Here is a 13,935-nt window from a genome sequence, read left to right as displayed (position 1 = left end):
TCCCGGCTATCCGGCCAGCATCCGCTCTATGACGACGGCGACGCCGTCCTCGGTGTTGGCGCCCGTGCGGTGGGTGGTCGCGGCGAGCACATCCGGATGGGCGTTGGCCATCGCGTACGAGGTGCCCGCCCACATCAGCATCTCCAGGTCGTTGGGCATGTCCCCGAACGCCACGACCTCCGAGGCCGAGATCCCGCGCTCGGTACAGCACCGGGCCAGGGTGCTGGCCTTGCTGACCCCGAGACCGCTGACCTCCAGCAGGGCGGACGGGCTGGAGCGGGTGAAGTCGCCGTGGGTCCCGGCCACCGAGCGCGCCAGCTGGAGGAAGTCGTCCGGCGTCAGCTCGGGGTGGTGGGCGAGCAGCTTGAGGACCGGCATGTCGGCGTGCGCGAAACCGTCGTGGAGCAGCTTCTCGGCGGGCGCGACGATCGCGCCCGGGTCGAGGTGGAAGGGCGGGTACCGCGGTTCGTAGAAGATCCCGCCGCTGCGTTCGACCGCGAAGGACGTGCCCGGGGCCGCCTCGCGCAGCGCCTCCACGATGGCGAGGGCCCGGTCGGTGGCGAGCGGACGGACCTCGATCGGCAGCCCGCCCTGGTGCAGATCGACGACGGCGGCGCCATTGGCGCAGATCGCCAGGCCGTGGCCGTGCACATGGGCGCTGACGACGTCCATCCAGCGGGCCGGACGGCCGGTGACGAAGAACACCTCGATGCCCGCCCGCTCGGCCGCCGCGAGCGCCGCCACGGTGCGGTCGGAGACCGTCTTGTCGTCCCGCAGCAGGGTGCCGTCGAGGTCGGTGGCGATCAGCCGGGGCCGGGCCGGGGCGGGGCGGAAACGCTCTGGGGCCGGGGTGTTCGGCCGGTCGGTCGCAGGAGTCACGGCAACCATCCTCCCGCATATGCCGCTCATCGGTGAGGGCACGGTGCTCGGGTGGGCCCGCCCAAGCGTCCCGTCGGTACGGCCCGGAGCGGCGTCGGGTACGGCTCGGTACGGCGTCGGATGCGGCGTCGGTACGGCTCGGTGCGGCGTTGTCACACCCACCGCATAGGCTCGCGGTATGCGAGTGAGCACCGTGATCCTGCCCATCCACCGCTGGTCCGAGGGCGGCCGGACGACATGGCAGCGCGCCGAGGAGCTGGGTTTCCACGCCGCGTACACCTATGACCACCTGTCCTGGCGCAGCTTCCGCGACGGCCCCTGGTTCGGGGCGGTGCCCACGCTGACGGCGGCCGCCGCGGCGACCTCGCGGCTGCGCCTGGGCACCCTCGTCACCTCCCCGAACTTCCGGCATCCGGTGACCCTGGCCAAGGAGCTGATCACGCTGGACGACGTGTCCGGCGGGCGGATCACCCTCGGCATCGGCGCGGGCGGCTCCGGCTTCGACGCGACGACGCTGCTGCGCGGCGGCGAGGAGCCGTGGTCGCCCCGGGAGCGGGCGGACCGGTTCGGCGAGTTCGTCGAGCTGCTCGACCGGCTGCTGACGCATGACGTGGTGACGTACGAGGGCACGCACTACAGCGCGTACGAGGCGCGCGACATCCCCGGCTGTGTGCAGCGGCCGCGGCTGCCGTTCGCGGTGGCCGCCACCGGTCCGCGCGGGCTGCGGCTCGCGGCGCGGCACGGCCAGGCGTGGGTGACCACGGGCGATCCGAAGATCTCCGAGACGGGCACCCCGGCCGATTCGCTGGCCGCCATCGGCGGTCAGATCGACCGGCTGGGCAAGGCGTGCGCGGAGGCCGGGCGGGACGCCGACGACCTCGACAAGATCTTCCTCACCGGCTTCACCCCGGACGGCACAGGGCCGCTGAGCTCGGTGGACGCCTTTGTGGACTTCGCCGGACGCCATGCCGAGCTGGGCATCGAGGAGATCGTGCTGCACTGGCCGATCCCCGACTCGATCTTCGCGGCCGACCTCGGGGTCTTCGAGAAGATTGCCACGGAGGGCGCGGCCCAGATAGCGGGGTAAGCGGTACAGCTCGCCGTACAAGCCGCATAGCCATACAAGCCGCATAGCCGTACAAGCTGCGTAAAGGACGCCGGCGCGCGGCGCGGATCGCCCGATAAGCGGCAGAATCGGGTATAGAGCCTTTGGCGTCGCGTCACTGGGGAGGCATCCCATGCCGCATACCCGCTATGCCCCGGACCGTGGGCTGACCACGCGCATGGTCACGACGATGTTCTTCATCGGGCTGCTCTATGTGGTCTTCATCGGCGTGCTGCTCGCCCTGTTCAAGGGCGCCTGGCCGCTGATCGTGATCCTCGCGGGAGGGCTGTTCGTGGCGCAGTTCTGGTTCAGCGACCGGATCGCGGCGTTCAGCATGGGCGCCCGGGAGGTCACCCCGCAGCAGGCCCCCGAGCTGCACGGTGCGGTGGACCGGCTGTGCGCGCTCGCGGACATGCCCAAGCCCCGGGTGGCCATCGCCGACACCGATGTGCCGAACGCCTTCGCCACCGGCCGCAATCAGCGCAACGCCCTGGTGTGCGCCACCACGGGCCTGCTGCGGCGGCTGGAGCCGGAGGAGCTGGAGGGCGTGCTCGCCCATGAGCTGTCGCATGTGGCGCACCGCGACGTGGCGGTCATGACCATCGCCTCCTTCCTTGGGGTGCTGGCGGGCATCATGACCCGCGCGGCGCTGTGGGGCGGGCTCAGCCGTGGCAGCCGTAACAACAACGTGGGCATCGCGGTGCTGCTCATCCCGCTGATCAGCGCCGTGGTCTACGCGATCAGCTTCCTGCTGACCCGGCTGCTGTCCCGCTACCGCGAGCTGTCCGCCGACCGCGCCGGCGCGCTGCTGACCGGGCGGCCCTCGGCGCTCGCCGCCGCGCTCACCAAGGTGACGGGGCAGATGGCCCGGATCCCGACCCGGGACCTGCGCAAGGTCGAGCCGTACAACGCGTTCTTCTTCGCGCCCGCGCTCTCCGGCGAGAGCGTCAGCCGGCTGTTCTCCTCGCATCCGACGCTGGAGCGGCGGCTCGACCAGCTCGCCCGCATCTCCACCCAGCTGGGCCAGGCGGGAAGGGGCTGAGGCATGAGGCTGCTGGACGCCATCCTGGGCCGCAGCAAACCGGTGCGCCCCGACCTCGACCGGCTCTTCGGGCTCCCGGGGGCCGCGGTCAGCCTGGAGGCGGGGGCCGGGTTCACCCCGACCGGCCGGGGCTCGGTCTGCTTCGCGAGCGTGGAGGGCGGCGCCTTCTCTCAGCTCCAGCGCGATGTGCGGGAGCTGCTGGACGCGGACACGGAGCGGGGCGGGGTGCCCGTGGAGTTCAGCCAGGACGCGTACGGCTACACCTGGCTGCTGGCCCGGCAGCGGCCGGACGATGTGGCCTCTCTCGTCAACGATCTGCACGCGGTCAATTCGCTGCTCCAGGACGGGGGGTTCGGCCCCCAGCTGCTGTGCTCGCTGATCGGCTTCCAGGACGCGGCGGGGCGTTCGCTCGCGCTCGTGTACCTCTACAAGCGCGGCACCTTCTACCCCTTCGCGCCGCTGCCGGGCGCCGCGGAGAAGCGGGACAACGCGCTGGAGCTCCAGATACGGGCGCTGCTCGGGGACGATCTGCGGATCGAGGAGGACCTGAGCCGCTGGTTCCCGGTCTGGGGCGCACCAGGTCTCTGACGGTCCCGTTCCCGGCCGGACAGCGAGCGGTCCCGTTCCCGGCGGACGGCCCATCAGGCATAGGACCGGCCTCGCAGGGCACGCAGGGTCAAATGAGTTACTTGCGCGGATTCCTGCCGTGGATCGCCCTCGCGATCGTGTCCACGCTGGGCTGGCAGTGGGGCGCCCTGGCCGGGCTGGTGCTGGGGGCCGCGATGCTGATCCGGGCCCGTAAGGCGGGCCTGGCCGCCGACGCCCTCATCCTCGAGTGCAGCACGGTGGCCTTCTTCACCGCGCTGACGACCTTCGCCTTCGCCCGCCCCGACAGCGGGCTCAAGGACTACGTCGGCGCGCTGGCGCTGAGCTGGCTTGCCGTCACCGCCTGGACGACCCTCGCCGTCGGGCGGCCCTTCACCACCGGTATCGCCCGGCGCCAGGCGCCGCCCGAGGTCTGGGACACCTACGCGTTCCGGCACATCAATGTGGTGATCACCCGGGCCTGGTCCATCGCCTTCACCCTCTCCGCCGCGGCCATGGTCGTGGTCGTCTCCGCCGGTCTGGGCGTGGTGGCGGCGCTGGCGGCGCAGTTCGCCGGGTTCGTCCTTCCGGCCCTGTTCACCGCGTGGTACCCAGGATGGGCACGGTCCCGGCTGACCCCCGCGGCACATCGGGCATAAGCCCCCGGATCGGCTGTGGATACCCTTGGTAACCCCCTCCGGTCGGGGCCTGCCCCCTACGGGCGCGTCAGACCCGAGGACGAGGCGAATCCCACCGTCTGGAGTGACGCCGCCTGTGTCTCACACCACTACCGTCGAACGCGTGACTGTGATCGCCACCGAAAGTCTGAGCAAGCGGTTCCCCCGCGTCACCGCGCTCGACCGGCTGTCCGTCGACATCGCACCAGGGGTCACCGGCCTGGTGGGTGCCAACGGCGCCGGTAAGTCCACGCTGATCAAGATCCTGCTCGGGTTGTCCCCCGCCAGCGAGGGGCGCGCTTCCGTGCTCGGCCTCGATGTGGCGAAGGACGGCAGCGCCATTCGCGAAAGCGTCGGCTACATGCCCGAGCACGACTGTCTGCCGCCCGATGTCTCGGCGACCGAGTTCGTCGTCCACATGGCGCGCATGTCCGGGCTGCCACCCTCCGCGGCCCGCGAGCGCACGGCCGACACCCTGCGCCACGTCGGGCTGTACGAGGAGCGGTACCGCCCCATGGGCGGCTATTCCACGGGCATGAAGCAGCGGGTCAAGCTCGCCCAGGCCCTGGTGCACGACCCGCGCCTGGTGCTGCTGGACGAGCCGACCAACGGCCTCGACCCGGTCGGCCGCGACGAGATGCTCGGGCTGATCCGCCGCGTGCACACGGACTTCGGCATCTCGGTCCTGGTCACCTCGCATCTGCTCGGCGAGCTGGAGCGCACCTGCGACCACGTCGTGGTCATCGACGGCGGCAAGCTGCTCCGCTCCAGCTCCACCAGCGACTTCACCCAGGCCACGGCCTCGCTCGCGGTCGAGGTGACCGACACCGCCGACCACCCGGACGGCACCACGGCGCTGCGCACCGCGCTCGACCGGGCGGGGCTCACCGTCCAGCCCGCCGGCCGTGGCGCCGACGGGTCGCCCGGCTCCGACCATGTGCTGCTGGTCGACGTCGCGGGCGAGGAGACGTACGACACGGTCCGCGACACCATCGCCGACCTCGGCCTCGGACTGGTCCGCATGGAGCAGCGCCGCCACCGCATCGCGGAGATCTTCCGGTCCGACGACGAGGACGCGAACGCCGCGGAGACCGGGAACGCCACGGAGGCCGCGAACACCGCGAACGCCGCCGCAAGCGCACACGGGAAGGGAGGTGCCGTCGATGCCGCCTGAGACCGTGGCCCCGCAGCGCGCCGACGTCATTCACAACATCGGCTACCGCCACTACGAGGGCCCGCGCCTCGGCCGCGCCTACGCCCGCCGCTCGCTCTTCTCCCAGAGCCTGCGCGGCGCCTACGGCCTCGGTCGCTCGGCCAAGTCCAAGGTCGCGCCGATGCTGCTGTTCGCCGTGATGTGCATGCCAGCCGCGATCATCGTCGCGGTGGCCATCGCCACCAGCGCGGACGAGCTGCCCGTCAAGTACACCCGCTACGCGATCATGCTTCAGGCCGTCATCGGCCTCTACACCGCCTCCCAGGCGCCGCAGTCCGTCTCCCGGGACCTCCGCTTCAAGACGGTCCCGCTCTACTTCTCGCGGCCCATCGAAACGGTGGACTACGTGGTGGCCAAGTTCGCCGCCATGGCCTCCGCGCTGTTCATCCTCACCGGCGCGCCCCTGCTGATCCTCTACGCCGGGGCACTGCTCGCCAAGCTGGACTTCGCCGATCAGACGAAGGGCTTCGCACAAGGACTGGTCTCCGTGGCTCTGCTCTCGCTCCTCTTCGCCGGCATCAGCCTGGTCGTCGCCGCGCTCACCCCGCGCCGCGGCTTCGGCGTCGCCGCCGTCATCGCCCTGCTGACCATCTCCTACGGCGCGGTGTCCGCCGTCCAGGCCATCGCCTGGGACCAGGGCAACACCGGCCCGGTGAGCTGGATCGGGCTGTTCTCGCCGATCACCATCATCGACGGGGTGCAGACGGCGTTCCTCGGTGCCACCTCCTCCTTCCCCGGCGGGGTCGGCCCGGGCACCGGGACCGGGCTCGTCTACGTCCTCGTTCTCCTCGGCCTGATCGCCGGCTCGTACGGGCTGCTGATGCGCCGCTACCGAAAGGTCGGCCTGTGACCACGATCGCCATCGACAACGTCTCCCGCTGGTTCGGGAACGTCGTGGCCGTCAACGACGTGACCATGGACATCGGCCCCGGTGTCACCGGGCTCCTCGGCCCCAACGGCGCCGGCAAGTCCACCCTCATCAACATGATGGGCGGCTTCCTGGCCCCCTCCACCGGGTCGGTGACCCTCGACGGCGCCCCGATCTGGCGCAATGAGCAGGCGTACCGCCACATCGGGCTCGTCCCCGAGCGGGAGGCGATGTACGACTTCCTCACCGGCCGTGAGTTCGTGATCGCCAACGCCGAGCTGCACGGGCTGCCCGATCCCCGCGCCGCCGCCCGTAAGGCGCTCGACACCGTCGAGATGGACTACGCGGGCTCCCGGAAGATCGCCACGTACAGCAAGGGCATGCGCCAGCGCGTGAAGATGGCCTCCGCGCTGGTGCACGAGCCGTCGGTGCTCCTCCTGGACGAGCCGTTCAACGGCATGGACCCCCGGCAGCGGATGCAGCTGATGGATCTGCTGCGGCGGATGGGCGCCGAGGGCCGCACCGTGCTGTTCTCCTCGCACATCCTCGAGGAGGTCGAGCAGCTGGCGGCGCACATCGAGGTGATCGTCGCGGGGCGGCACGCCGCCTCCGGCGACTTCCGCAAGATCCGCCGGCTGATGACGGACCGTCCACACCGCTATCTCGTACGGTCCAGCGACGACCGCGCGCTCGCGGCCGCCCTGATCGCCGACCCGTCGACCACCGGTATCGAGGTCGACGCGAGCACCGGCGTCGACGGCGGGCTGCACATCCAGGCGGTGGACTTCGCCCGCTTCACCGAACTGCTGCCCCGCGTCGCCCGTGACCAGGGCATCCGGCTCCTCACGGTCTCGCCATCCGACGAGTCCCTGGAGAGCGTCTTCTCCTACCTCGTCGCGGCCTGAAAGGAGCCCACAGCGATGTCCTCGCTCTACCACCCCACCGTCGCGCGGCTCACCTACCGGGCCCTGCTCGGCCGCCGCCGTGCGCTGATCCTCTTCACCCTCCCCGGTCTGCTGCTGATCATCTCGCTCGCCGTACGGCTGCTGACCGGCGCGGACGACGACACGGCCGACGCGATCCTCGGCGGCTTCGCGATGGCCACCATGGTCCCGCTGATCGGCGTGATCGCCGGTACGGGCGCGATCGGCCCGGAGATCGACGACGGCTCGGTCATCTATCTGCTGGCCAAGCCGGTGAAGCGGCCGACGATCATCATTACCAAACTGATCGTGGCGATCGGCGTCACCGTCGCCTTCTCCGCGATCCCCACCCTGCTCGCGGGCTTCGTGCTGAACGGCAACGCGAACCAGCTGGCCGTCGGCTACGCCGTCGCCGCCGCCGTGGCCTCCGTCGCCTACAGCGCGGTCTTCCTGCTGCTGGGCACCGTGACCCGGCACGCGGTGATCGCGGGGCTGGTCTACGCCCTGGTCTGGGAGACCTTCTTCGGCAGCCTGGTCGCCGGGGCCCGCAAGCTCAGCGTGCAGCAGTGGGCGCTGGCGCTCGCGCAGAAGGTCGCGGACGGCGATGTGATCACGTCGGACGTCGGCCTGGCGACCGGCGTCATCCTGCTGCTGGCCGTGACCGTGGCCGCGACCTGGTACGCGGGTCGCAAGCTGCGCACGCTGACGCTCGCGGGAGAGGAGTGACCACGGAGTGACCACCCGCGCGAGGTGATTCCCGCGGGGCCGCCAAGTGTTCCGTACACGCCTTACGGTCGCCATCGCGCCGGGACGGCGGAGCGGCCGCCGGTGGTCTCCGCGGTGGCGGCGGCCGTCGTGACGGCCGCCGCCGCGGTGTGCGGGAGGGACCTTCCGGACCGCTCAGGCGCGGATCTTGCGGTCGCGGCCCGCGCCCAGGCCCAGCAGCGCCAGCGCCCCGCACACCGCCAGCATCAGCGTGAGCGGCAGCGCCCAGCCGCCGGTGGTCTGGTGCACCGCGCCGAGCGCCAGCGGACCCACTGCGGCCAGCAGATAGCCCCAGGTCTGCGCCATGCCGGACAGCCGCGCCGAGGTATGGGCGTCCCCGGTCCGCAGCACCATCATGGTCAGCGCGAGCCCCACGGACCCGCCCTGGCCGACGCCGATCAGCGCCGCCCACACCCACGCCCCGGCGGCGGGAGCCACCAGCAGGCCCGCGATACCGGCACCCATCAGCGCCGCGACGGCGACGGCCAGCGTCCGCTGGGAGCGCATCCGCCCGGCGAGGGTGGGCACCACGAACGAACCGACCATCTGCAACATGGTGCTGAACGCGAACACCAGCCCGGCCGCGCTCTTGCTCATACCGTGGTCGGTGAAGATCGTCGGCATCCAGGCGATGCAGACGTACGCGATCGACGACTGCAACCCCATGAACAGCGTGACCTGCCAGGCCAGCGCGGAGCGCCCCAGCCTCGGCTCCGCCCCCGACGTCGTCCTTACGGGCGTCCTTACCGGTGTCGCCGCGGGCTCGCCGTGGTGCGTGCCACGCCGCGCGAGCACCGTCTGCGGTATCCAGACCAGCGCCGCGACCGCCGCCAGCAGCGACCAGGAGGCGAGCGAACCCCGCCAGCCGCCGAGCGCGTTCTCCAGCGGCACGGCGGAGGCGGCGGAGACCGTCGCGCCGCCGATCATCGAGGTGGTGTAGAGCGCGGTCATTCCGGCGGCCCGGTGCGGGAAGTCCCGCTTGACCAGGCCCGGCATCAGCACATTGAGGAACGCGATCCCGCTGCCGACGAGGGCGCCCCCGGCGAAGAGCGCCATCACGGGCGGCGCCACCCGCAGCAGTATGCCGCCGAGCAGCAGCACCAGCGCGCTCAGCAGCACCGCCTCGGTGCCCCGGCGCCGGGCGAGCCGGGGCGCGAAGGGCGAGGCCAGGCCCATGAAGATCAGCGGAATGGTGGTCACCAGGCTGCCCGTGGTCGCGGACAGCCCGAAGTGGCCGCTGATCTCGCCGAGGAGCGGGGAGACCCCGGCGAGCGCGGCCCGCATGTTGAGCGACGCCAGCACGATGCCGATCAGGAGAAGCGCCGGGTGGGCCCGCAGGGTACGCCGCGCGGCGGTCACCTCGGGGGTCGGCCGCAGATCCGTCTCGGCGTCCACGAGCAGGGGCTCGGCCTCCGGGCCTGGGGTGTGCGGGCGTGGCAAGAAGAACTCCGTTCACGTAGTGATGAGATGAGGCGGCCGGGCGCCATGACACCCGCCGGGAGGGGCCTCAGCCGGTGGCGAGCAGCGCCTCGATGGCGCGTTTCGGCGCCTCCAGCAGCGCCCGGGCCGCCGCCTCGGCGGCCGCCGGGTCACCGGAGGCGATCGCGTCGACCAGGGCACGGTGGTCGGCGGGGACGATGCTCGGCACCTCGCGGTCGCCGAGCGAGGCCACCAGCGAGTCCCGCACCGAGCTGCTGAACCAGCCGTAGGTCGCGCTCAGCGCGGCATTGTGCGCGGCGTCCACCACGGCGGTGTGGAACTCCAGGTCATGCGCGGCGTGCAGCTCATGGTGGCCGACGGCGGGCCGCTCCCCGCCCGGCACGAACGCCTCGAGCGACTCCAGCGCCGCCCGCATCCGCCGCAGATCGGCGGGGCTGTGCCGGAGCGCGGCCAGCCGCGCGCCCTCCGCCTCCAGCGCGATCCGCAGCTCCAGCACATCCCGGATCCCGGCGCGCCGCACATCCCGCATGACCTCGGAAGGGTCGGTTGTGGACACCACGAAGGTGCCCTCGCCCTGCCGGGACTGCAACATCCCCGCGTGCACGAGGACGCGGACCGCCTCGCGGACCGTGTTCCGGCCGACCTGGAGCTGCTCGGCGAGGGCATGCTCGGTGGGCACACGGTCCCCGACCCGCCACTCACCCTCGGTGAGCTGCGCGCGCAACTGCTCCACCACGGTGTCGACCAGCGACCGCCGCCCCGCCGCCCGCAACGCCATCCCTCTCGGCTCCCTCACGTGGATTCACCCGGTTGCCCAGTCATCCTACAACTCGGCACCCGGAAGCCCGGTGGGCAGGCGCCCCGCCCACCGGGCTCCTCCGGTCCGCTCCCCGCGCCGCCGCTTGACGCGCCGTGCCCGCCGCTGAGCCGCCTCGGCCCGGACGTCGGCCCCAACGCCGCGAGGGGCGGGCGCCGTCGGGCGCCCGCCCCTCGTTTCGCACGCCGCCCCCCGGCTCATACGTGGACCGGCTCCGGCGGGGACTTCTCAGGGGTCGGCTTCCGGGGTGTGCCGCCGGGGCCGCCGCGGACGACGGTGAGGACCAGCAGGCCCGCCGCCAGGGCCGCGATGCCCGCGATGACGCAGATGCGGTCGAGACCGGCCGCGAACGACTCGTGGACCAGGGCGCGCGCCGCGTCCGCCCGGGCCGGGGGTGCGGCGGCGATCACGGCGTCGGCGTGGCCGCCGCTGATGGCCTCGGCGGCCTGCCCGGCCGCCCGGGCCGGGACGGTGTCGCTGCCGTCCACCATGTCCCGTACCCGCGTCGCGAACACCGTGCCCAGGACGGCGATCCCCAGCGCATAGCCCATTTGCCGGAAGGTGTTCACCGCGCCGCTGGCCATGCCCGCACGCTCCGGCGGGGCCGAGCCGAGGGCCGCCGAGACCAGTACCGGCATGGCCAGGCCGATCCCCAGACCGGCCAGGGCCAGGCCGGGGACGAAGGCGGTCCAGTCCGCGTCCGGGGTCACCATCGCCGCGTTGACCAGCGCGCCCGCGCCCACCAGCAGCAGTCCGCCGCCGAGCGCCCGCCCGGGGGCGACCTTGTTCAGCAGCCGTCCGCCCGCCGCGCCGACGACCAGCGAGACGCCCGCCATCGGCGTCACCGCGAGCCCCGCCCGCACCGGGCTCATCCCCAGCACCGACTGGAGCCACAGCCCGGCGTAGGTGAGGTACGGGAAGGCGGCCGCCTGGAGCAGCAGGGCCGCCGCCATCAGCACCGCGAACGTCGGGCGGCGCATCAGACCCAGGTCCAGCAGCGGCTGCCGCTTCCCGCGCTCCAGCAGGACGAAGGCGAGCAGCGCGACCGCCGCCGCCACCAGCGCGGTGACCGTGCCGGTGTCGGCCCAGCCCTCCTCTCCGCCCCGCATCAGCCCGTACGTCAGCGCCCCGGCGCACACCGTGAAGGAGGCGGCGCCCGGCCAGTCGATGCGCACCCCCGCCGCGCCGCGCGACTCCTCGATGGAGCGGACCGTGATCCACACCGCGATCGCCGTCAGCGGCAGATTGACCAGGAAGATCGCGCGCCAGTCGACATACTCGGTCAGCACCCCGCCCAGCACCGGGCCGACCGCCGCGGCCGCCCCGCTCGTACCGCCCCACACGCCGAAGGCGATTCCGCGGTCGCGTCCTGAGTACGTGGCCATCAGCAGCGGGGTGTTGGTGGCGAACATGGCCGCGGCCCCCACCCCCTGCACGGCGCGGGCCGCGATCAGCACCCCGGCGTCCGGGGCCAGACCGCAGACCAGGGAGGAGATCGCGAACACCGCGAGGCCGACGAGATACAGCCGCCGCCGTCCGAAGAGGTCCGCCGCCGATCCGGCCACCATCAGCAGCGCGGCCAGCGCCAGCGCGTAGATGTCCATCACCCACTGGAGAGAGGTGAAGGACGCGTCCAGCCCCCGCGCCACCTGGGGCAGCGCGGTGTTCACGATCGTGACGTCTATCAGCAGCATGAAGTTGCCGAGGGTGATGGCGGCGAGCGGCCACCATGATCTGCGCATGACTGACTCCGGGATCCGGCACATTCCGACAAAGGGATGCGGGGCCGGCCCCGAGGGCGGTACCCGCGGCTCCTACGGTCGCCCCGGCCCGGCCGTTTCTCCCAACCGGGCCCCGATCCGGCGGCGATATCCGACAGCCACTAGTTTGGTGCGGTGGAATCCGACGCGTACGACGACCTGGACCGGGCGCTGGTGCACGCCCTCCAGCTCGACGGCCGGGCCCCCTTCAGCCGACTGGCCGAGGTGCTGGGCGTCTCCGACCAGACCGTGGCCCGCCGCTACACCCGGCTGCGGACGACCGGAGCGATCCGGGTGCTGGGGCTCACCGACCCGGCGGCGGTCGGCGACGTGGTCTGGATGGTCCGGGTGCGGTGCCTGCCGGACGCCGCCCTGCCGGTGGCCGAGGCGATGGCCCGGCGGCCGGACACCTCCTGGGTGCATGTGCTCTCCGACGGCACCGAGGTCGCCGCGTCGACACGGGCGGCGTCCGACCAGGACAGCGACGCCCTGCTGCTGCGCAAACTCCCGCAGACCCCACGGGTGGTGGGGGTGAGCGCGCACTGCGTGCTGCATGAGTTCTTCGGCGGCGAGCAGGGCCTGGTCAACAAGTCCGAGGCGCTGACGGCCGAGCAGATCGCGCGGCTGCGCACGCCCGCCCCGGACCGGTCGAAGGGTCCGCGCGGACCGGTGAGCGCGGGGGACCGCAAGCTGCTGGACGTCCTCGCGGGGGACGGGCGGGCGCCGCTGGCCGAACTGGCCGCCGCCACCGGCTGGTCGCAGTCGACGGTGCGCCGCCGGCTGGCCGATCTGCGCGCCGACGGCACCCTGTACTTCGATGTCGACTACTCCCACCGGCTGTTCAGCCAGGGCGTCACCACCGCGATATGGCTGTCGGTACGGCCGTCGGAGCTCGCCGCCACCGGGCAGACGCTCGCGAACCACCCCGAGGTGGCGTTCGCATGTGCGACCACCGGAACGAAGAATCTGCTGGCGACCGTGGTCTGCGCCGATGTCCCGGCCCTCTACACCTATCTGACCACCCGTATCGCCGAGCTGACCTCCGTACGGGACATGGAGACCACCCCGATCCTCCGCCGGGTCAAGGGCCCGGGGCCGCTGCTCACCCCTCCCTCCCGGGTGCCCCGGCGACCCTCCTGAACAGCCCGTTCCGCGGCGGTAGTTGGAGGAAACTCCGAAACTCAGGTGGTTGAACTCTGTTCATCTCTACGTCGATGTAGATCTTGACGGTTGTCAGGGACCTGGCGAACTCTTGGTGTGCGCTGGATCACACTCGCGCCGCCCCCTCCCTTCGCCACGAGCTTTTGAGGGGGTGTCAGAAGTAAAAACGGAGGGAACCCGAATGCGTCGCCTCGTCACGAGTCTCGCCGCCACCGCCGTCACCGCGGCGGCCACCGTCGCCCTGGCCGCGCCCGCCCAGGCGGTCCCCGCGGACAAGCAGCAGGTCCTCGCCAGCTGGACCCAGACCAGCGCCAGCAGCTACAACACCTGGCTCGCGGCGCGGAACAACCAGGGTGCCTGGGCCTCCTACCAGTTCGACTGGTCCACCGACTATTGCAGCAGCTCCCCCGACAACCCGTTCGGCTTCCCCTTTCAGACCGCCTGCGCCCGGCATGACTTCGGCTACCGCAACCACAAGGCGATGGGCATCTTCGACGCCAACAAGGCGCGCATCGACAGCGCCTTCTACGAGGACCTGAAGCGGGTGTGCAACGCCTACAGCGGTGCCACCAAGACGTCGTGCGACGGCACGGCCTGGACGTACTACCAGGCGGTCAAGGTCTTCGGCTGACGATCCCCGCCGCACGCTGACGATCCCCGCTGCCGAGCCCGGATGCCGGGCGGTCCGCCGAGGCGGCCG

Annotated in this window: 14 protein-coding genes; 10 read left to right on the top strand and 4 right to left on the bottom strand. The window is 72.0% G+C overall.

What is annotated here, in order from left to right:
• Window positions 1-6 precede the first annotated feature (6 nt).
• Complete coding sequence (locus ACT2CW_RS03170) at window positions 7-888, bottom strand: Cof-type HAD-IIB family hydrolase (RefSeq protein WP_445515411.1); 882 nt, start codon at window positions 886-888, stop codon at window positions 7-9.
• 169 nt (window positions 889-1,057) lie between these two features.
• Between ACT2CW_RS03170 and ACT2CW_RS03165 the strand changes: the two genes are divergently transcribed.
• From ACT2CW_RS03165 to ACT2CW_RS03130, 8 genes are all read left to right on the top strand, one after another.
• Window positions 1,058-1,966, top strand: coding sequence for an LLM class flavin-dependent oxidoreductase (locus ACT2CW_RS03165; RefSeq protein ID WP_445515410.1), 909 nt, complete (start codon window positions 1,058-1,060; stop codon window positions 1,964-1,966).
• Between the two features lie 151 nt (window positions 1,967-2,117).
• Window positions 2,118-3,026 carry a zinc metalloprotease HtpX gene (htpX, locus tag ACT2CW_RS03160; RefSeq protein WP_164435617.1) on the top strand — a complete coding sequence of 303 codons (909 nt, stop codon included), beginning with the start codon at window positions 2,118-2,120 and terminating at the stop codon, window positions 3,024-3,026.
• A gap of 3 nt (window positions 3,027-3,029) precedes the next feature.
• The gene (gene pspAB / locus ACT2CW_RS03155; protein WP_445515409.1) at window positions 3,030-3,614 is read left to right on the top strand and encodes a PspA-associated protein PspAB; all 585 of its coding nucleotides are present in this window, start codon (window positions 3,030-3,032) and stop codon (window positions 3,612-3,614) included.
• Between the two features lie 92 nt (window positions 3,615-3,706).
• Window positions 3,707-4,270 (top strand): hypothetical protein, encoded by a 564-nt coding sequence (locus ACT2CW_RS03150; RefSeq protein ID WP_445515408.1) that lies wholly within the window; start codon window positions 3,707-3,709, stop codon window positions 4,268-4,270.
• Window positions 4,271-4,385: 115 nt separating this feature from the next.
• Entirely contained in the window at window positions 4,386-5,462 is a 1,077-nt protein-coding gene (locus ACT2CW_RS03145; RefSeq protein WP_445515407.1) for an ABC transporter ATP-binding protein, read from the top strand.
• Window positions 5,452-6,351 (top strand): ABC transporter permease, encoded by a 900-nt coding sequence (locus ACT2CW_RS03140; protein ID WP_445515406.1) that lies wholly within the window; start codon window positions 5,452-5,454, stop codon window positions 6,349-6,351. Before ACT2CW_RS03145 ends, ACT2CW_RS03140 begins: the two co-directional genes overlap by 11 nt.
• Entirely contained in the window at window positions 6,348-7,274 is a 927-nt protein-coding gene (locus ACT2CW_RS03135) for an ABC transporter ATP-binding protein (protein ID WP_164435607.1), read from the top strand. The genes ACT2CW_RS03140 and ACT2CW_RS03135 overlap by 4 nt, the downstream gene beginning before the upstream one ends.
• 15 nt (window positions 7,275-7,289) lie before the next feature.
• Window positions 7,290-8,018: an ABC transporter permease subunit gene (locus tag ACT2CW_RS03130; RefSeq protein WP_037957473.1), complete on the top strand. Its 729-nt coding sequence runs from the start codon at window positions 7,290-7,292 to the stop codon at window positions 8,016-8,018.
• 174 nt (window positions 8,019-8,192) lie between these two features.
• On the opposite strand, the gene ACT2CW_RS03125 is transcribed toward ACT2CW_RS03130, so the two are convergent.
• The 3 genes from ACT2CW_RS03125 to ACT2CW_RS03115 form a co-directional block, all read right to left on the bottom strand.
• Complete coding sequence (locus ACT2CW_RS03125) at window positions 8,193-9,497, bottom strand: CynX/NimT family MFS transporter (protein ID WP_445515405.1); 1,305 nt, start codon at window positions 9,495-9,497, stop codon at window positions 8,193-8,195.
• Between the two features lie 67 nt (window positions 9,498-9,564).
• On the bottom strand, window positions 9,565-10,275 hold the full coding sequence (locus tag ACT2CW_RS03120) for a FadR/GntR family transcriptional regulator (RefSeq protein WP_414084338.1): 711 nt from the start codon (window positions 10,273-10,275) through the stop codon (window positions 9,565-9,567).
• A 236-nt stretch (window positions 10,276-10,511) separates the two neighbouring features.
• Window positions 10,512-12,056, bottom strand: a complete 1,545-nt coding sequence (locus ACT2CW_RS03115) for an MFS transporter (RefSeq protein ID WP_432048392.1) — start codon at window positions 12,054-12,056, stop codon at window positions 10,512-10,514.
• 153 nt (window positions 12,057-12,209) lie between these two features.
• Here ACT2CW_RS03115 and ACT2CW_RS03110 point away from each other — a divergent pair, with 153 nt between their 5' ends.
• Together ACT2CW_RS03110 and ACT2CW_RS03105 are read left to right on the top strand one after the other, a co-directional pair.
• Window positions 12,210-13,214 (top strand): Lrp/AsnC family transcriptional regulator, encoded by a 1,005-nt coding sequence (locus ACT2CW_RS03110; protein WP_182471962.1) that lies wholly within the window; start codon window positions 12,210-12,212, stop codon window positions 13,212-13,214.
• Between the two features lie 202 nt (window positions 13,215-13,416).
• Window positions 13,417-13,866, top strand: coding sequence for a phospholipase (locus tag ACT2CW_RS03105; protein ID WP_182471963.1), 450 nt, complete (start codon window positions 13,417-13,419; stop codon window positions 13,864-13,866).
• The last annotated feature ends 69 nt before the right edge of the window (window positions 13,867-13,935 follow it).

The organism is Streptomyces sp. NEAU-174 (assembly GCF_052665095.1).
This window is presented reverse-complemented; position numbering and strand designations above follow the sequence as displayed.

Excerpts from the sequence above, each read along its gene's own strand:
- ACT2CW_RS03170 (WP_445515411.1), bottom strand. The coding sequence starts at position 888 with ATGGTTGCCGTGACTCCTGCGACCGACCGGCCGAACACCCCGGCCCCA.
- ACT2CW_RS03165 (WP_445515410.1), top strand. The coding sequence starts at position 1,058 with ATGCGAGTGAGCACCGTGATCCTGCCCATCCACCGCTGGTCCGAGGGC.
- htpX (WP_164435617.1), top strand. The coding sequence starts at position 2,118 with ATGCCGCATACCCGCTATGCCCCGGACCGTGGGCTGACCACGCGCATG.
- pspAB (WP_445515409.1), top strand. The coding sequence starts at position 3,030 with ATGAGGCTGCTGGACGCCATCCTGGGCCGCAGCAAACCGGTGCGCCCC.
- ACT2CW_RS03150 (WP_445515408.1), top strand. The coding sequence starts at position 3,707 with ATGAGTTACTTGCGCGGATTCCTGCCGTGGATCGCCCTCGCGATCGTG.
- ACT2CW_RS03140 (WP_445515406.1), top strand. The coding sequence starts at position 5,452 with ATGCCGCCTGAGACCGTGGCCCCGCAGCGCGCCGACGTCATTCACAAC.
- ACT2CW_RS03130 (WP_037957473.1), top strand. The coding sequence starts at position 7,290 with ATGTCCTCGCTCTACCACCCCACCGTCGCGCGGCTCACCTACCGGGCC.
- ACT2CW_RS03120 (WP_414084338.1), bottom strand. The coding sequence starts at position 10,275 with ATGGCGTTGCGGGCGGCGGGGCGGCGGTCGCTGGTCGACACCGTGGTG.
- ACT2CW_RS03115 (WP_432048392.1), bottom strand. The coding sequence starts at position 12,056 with ATGCGCAGATCATGGTGGCCGCTCGCCGCCATCACCCTCGGCAACTTC.
- ACT2CW_RS03105 (WP_182471963.1), top strand. The coding sequence starts at position 13,417 with ATGCGTCGCCTCGTCACGAGTCTCGCCGCCACCGCCGTCACCGCGGCG.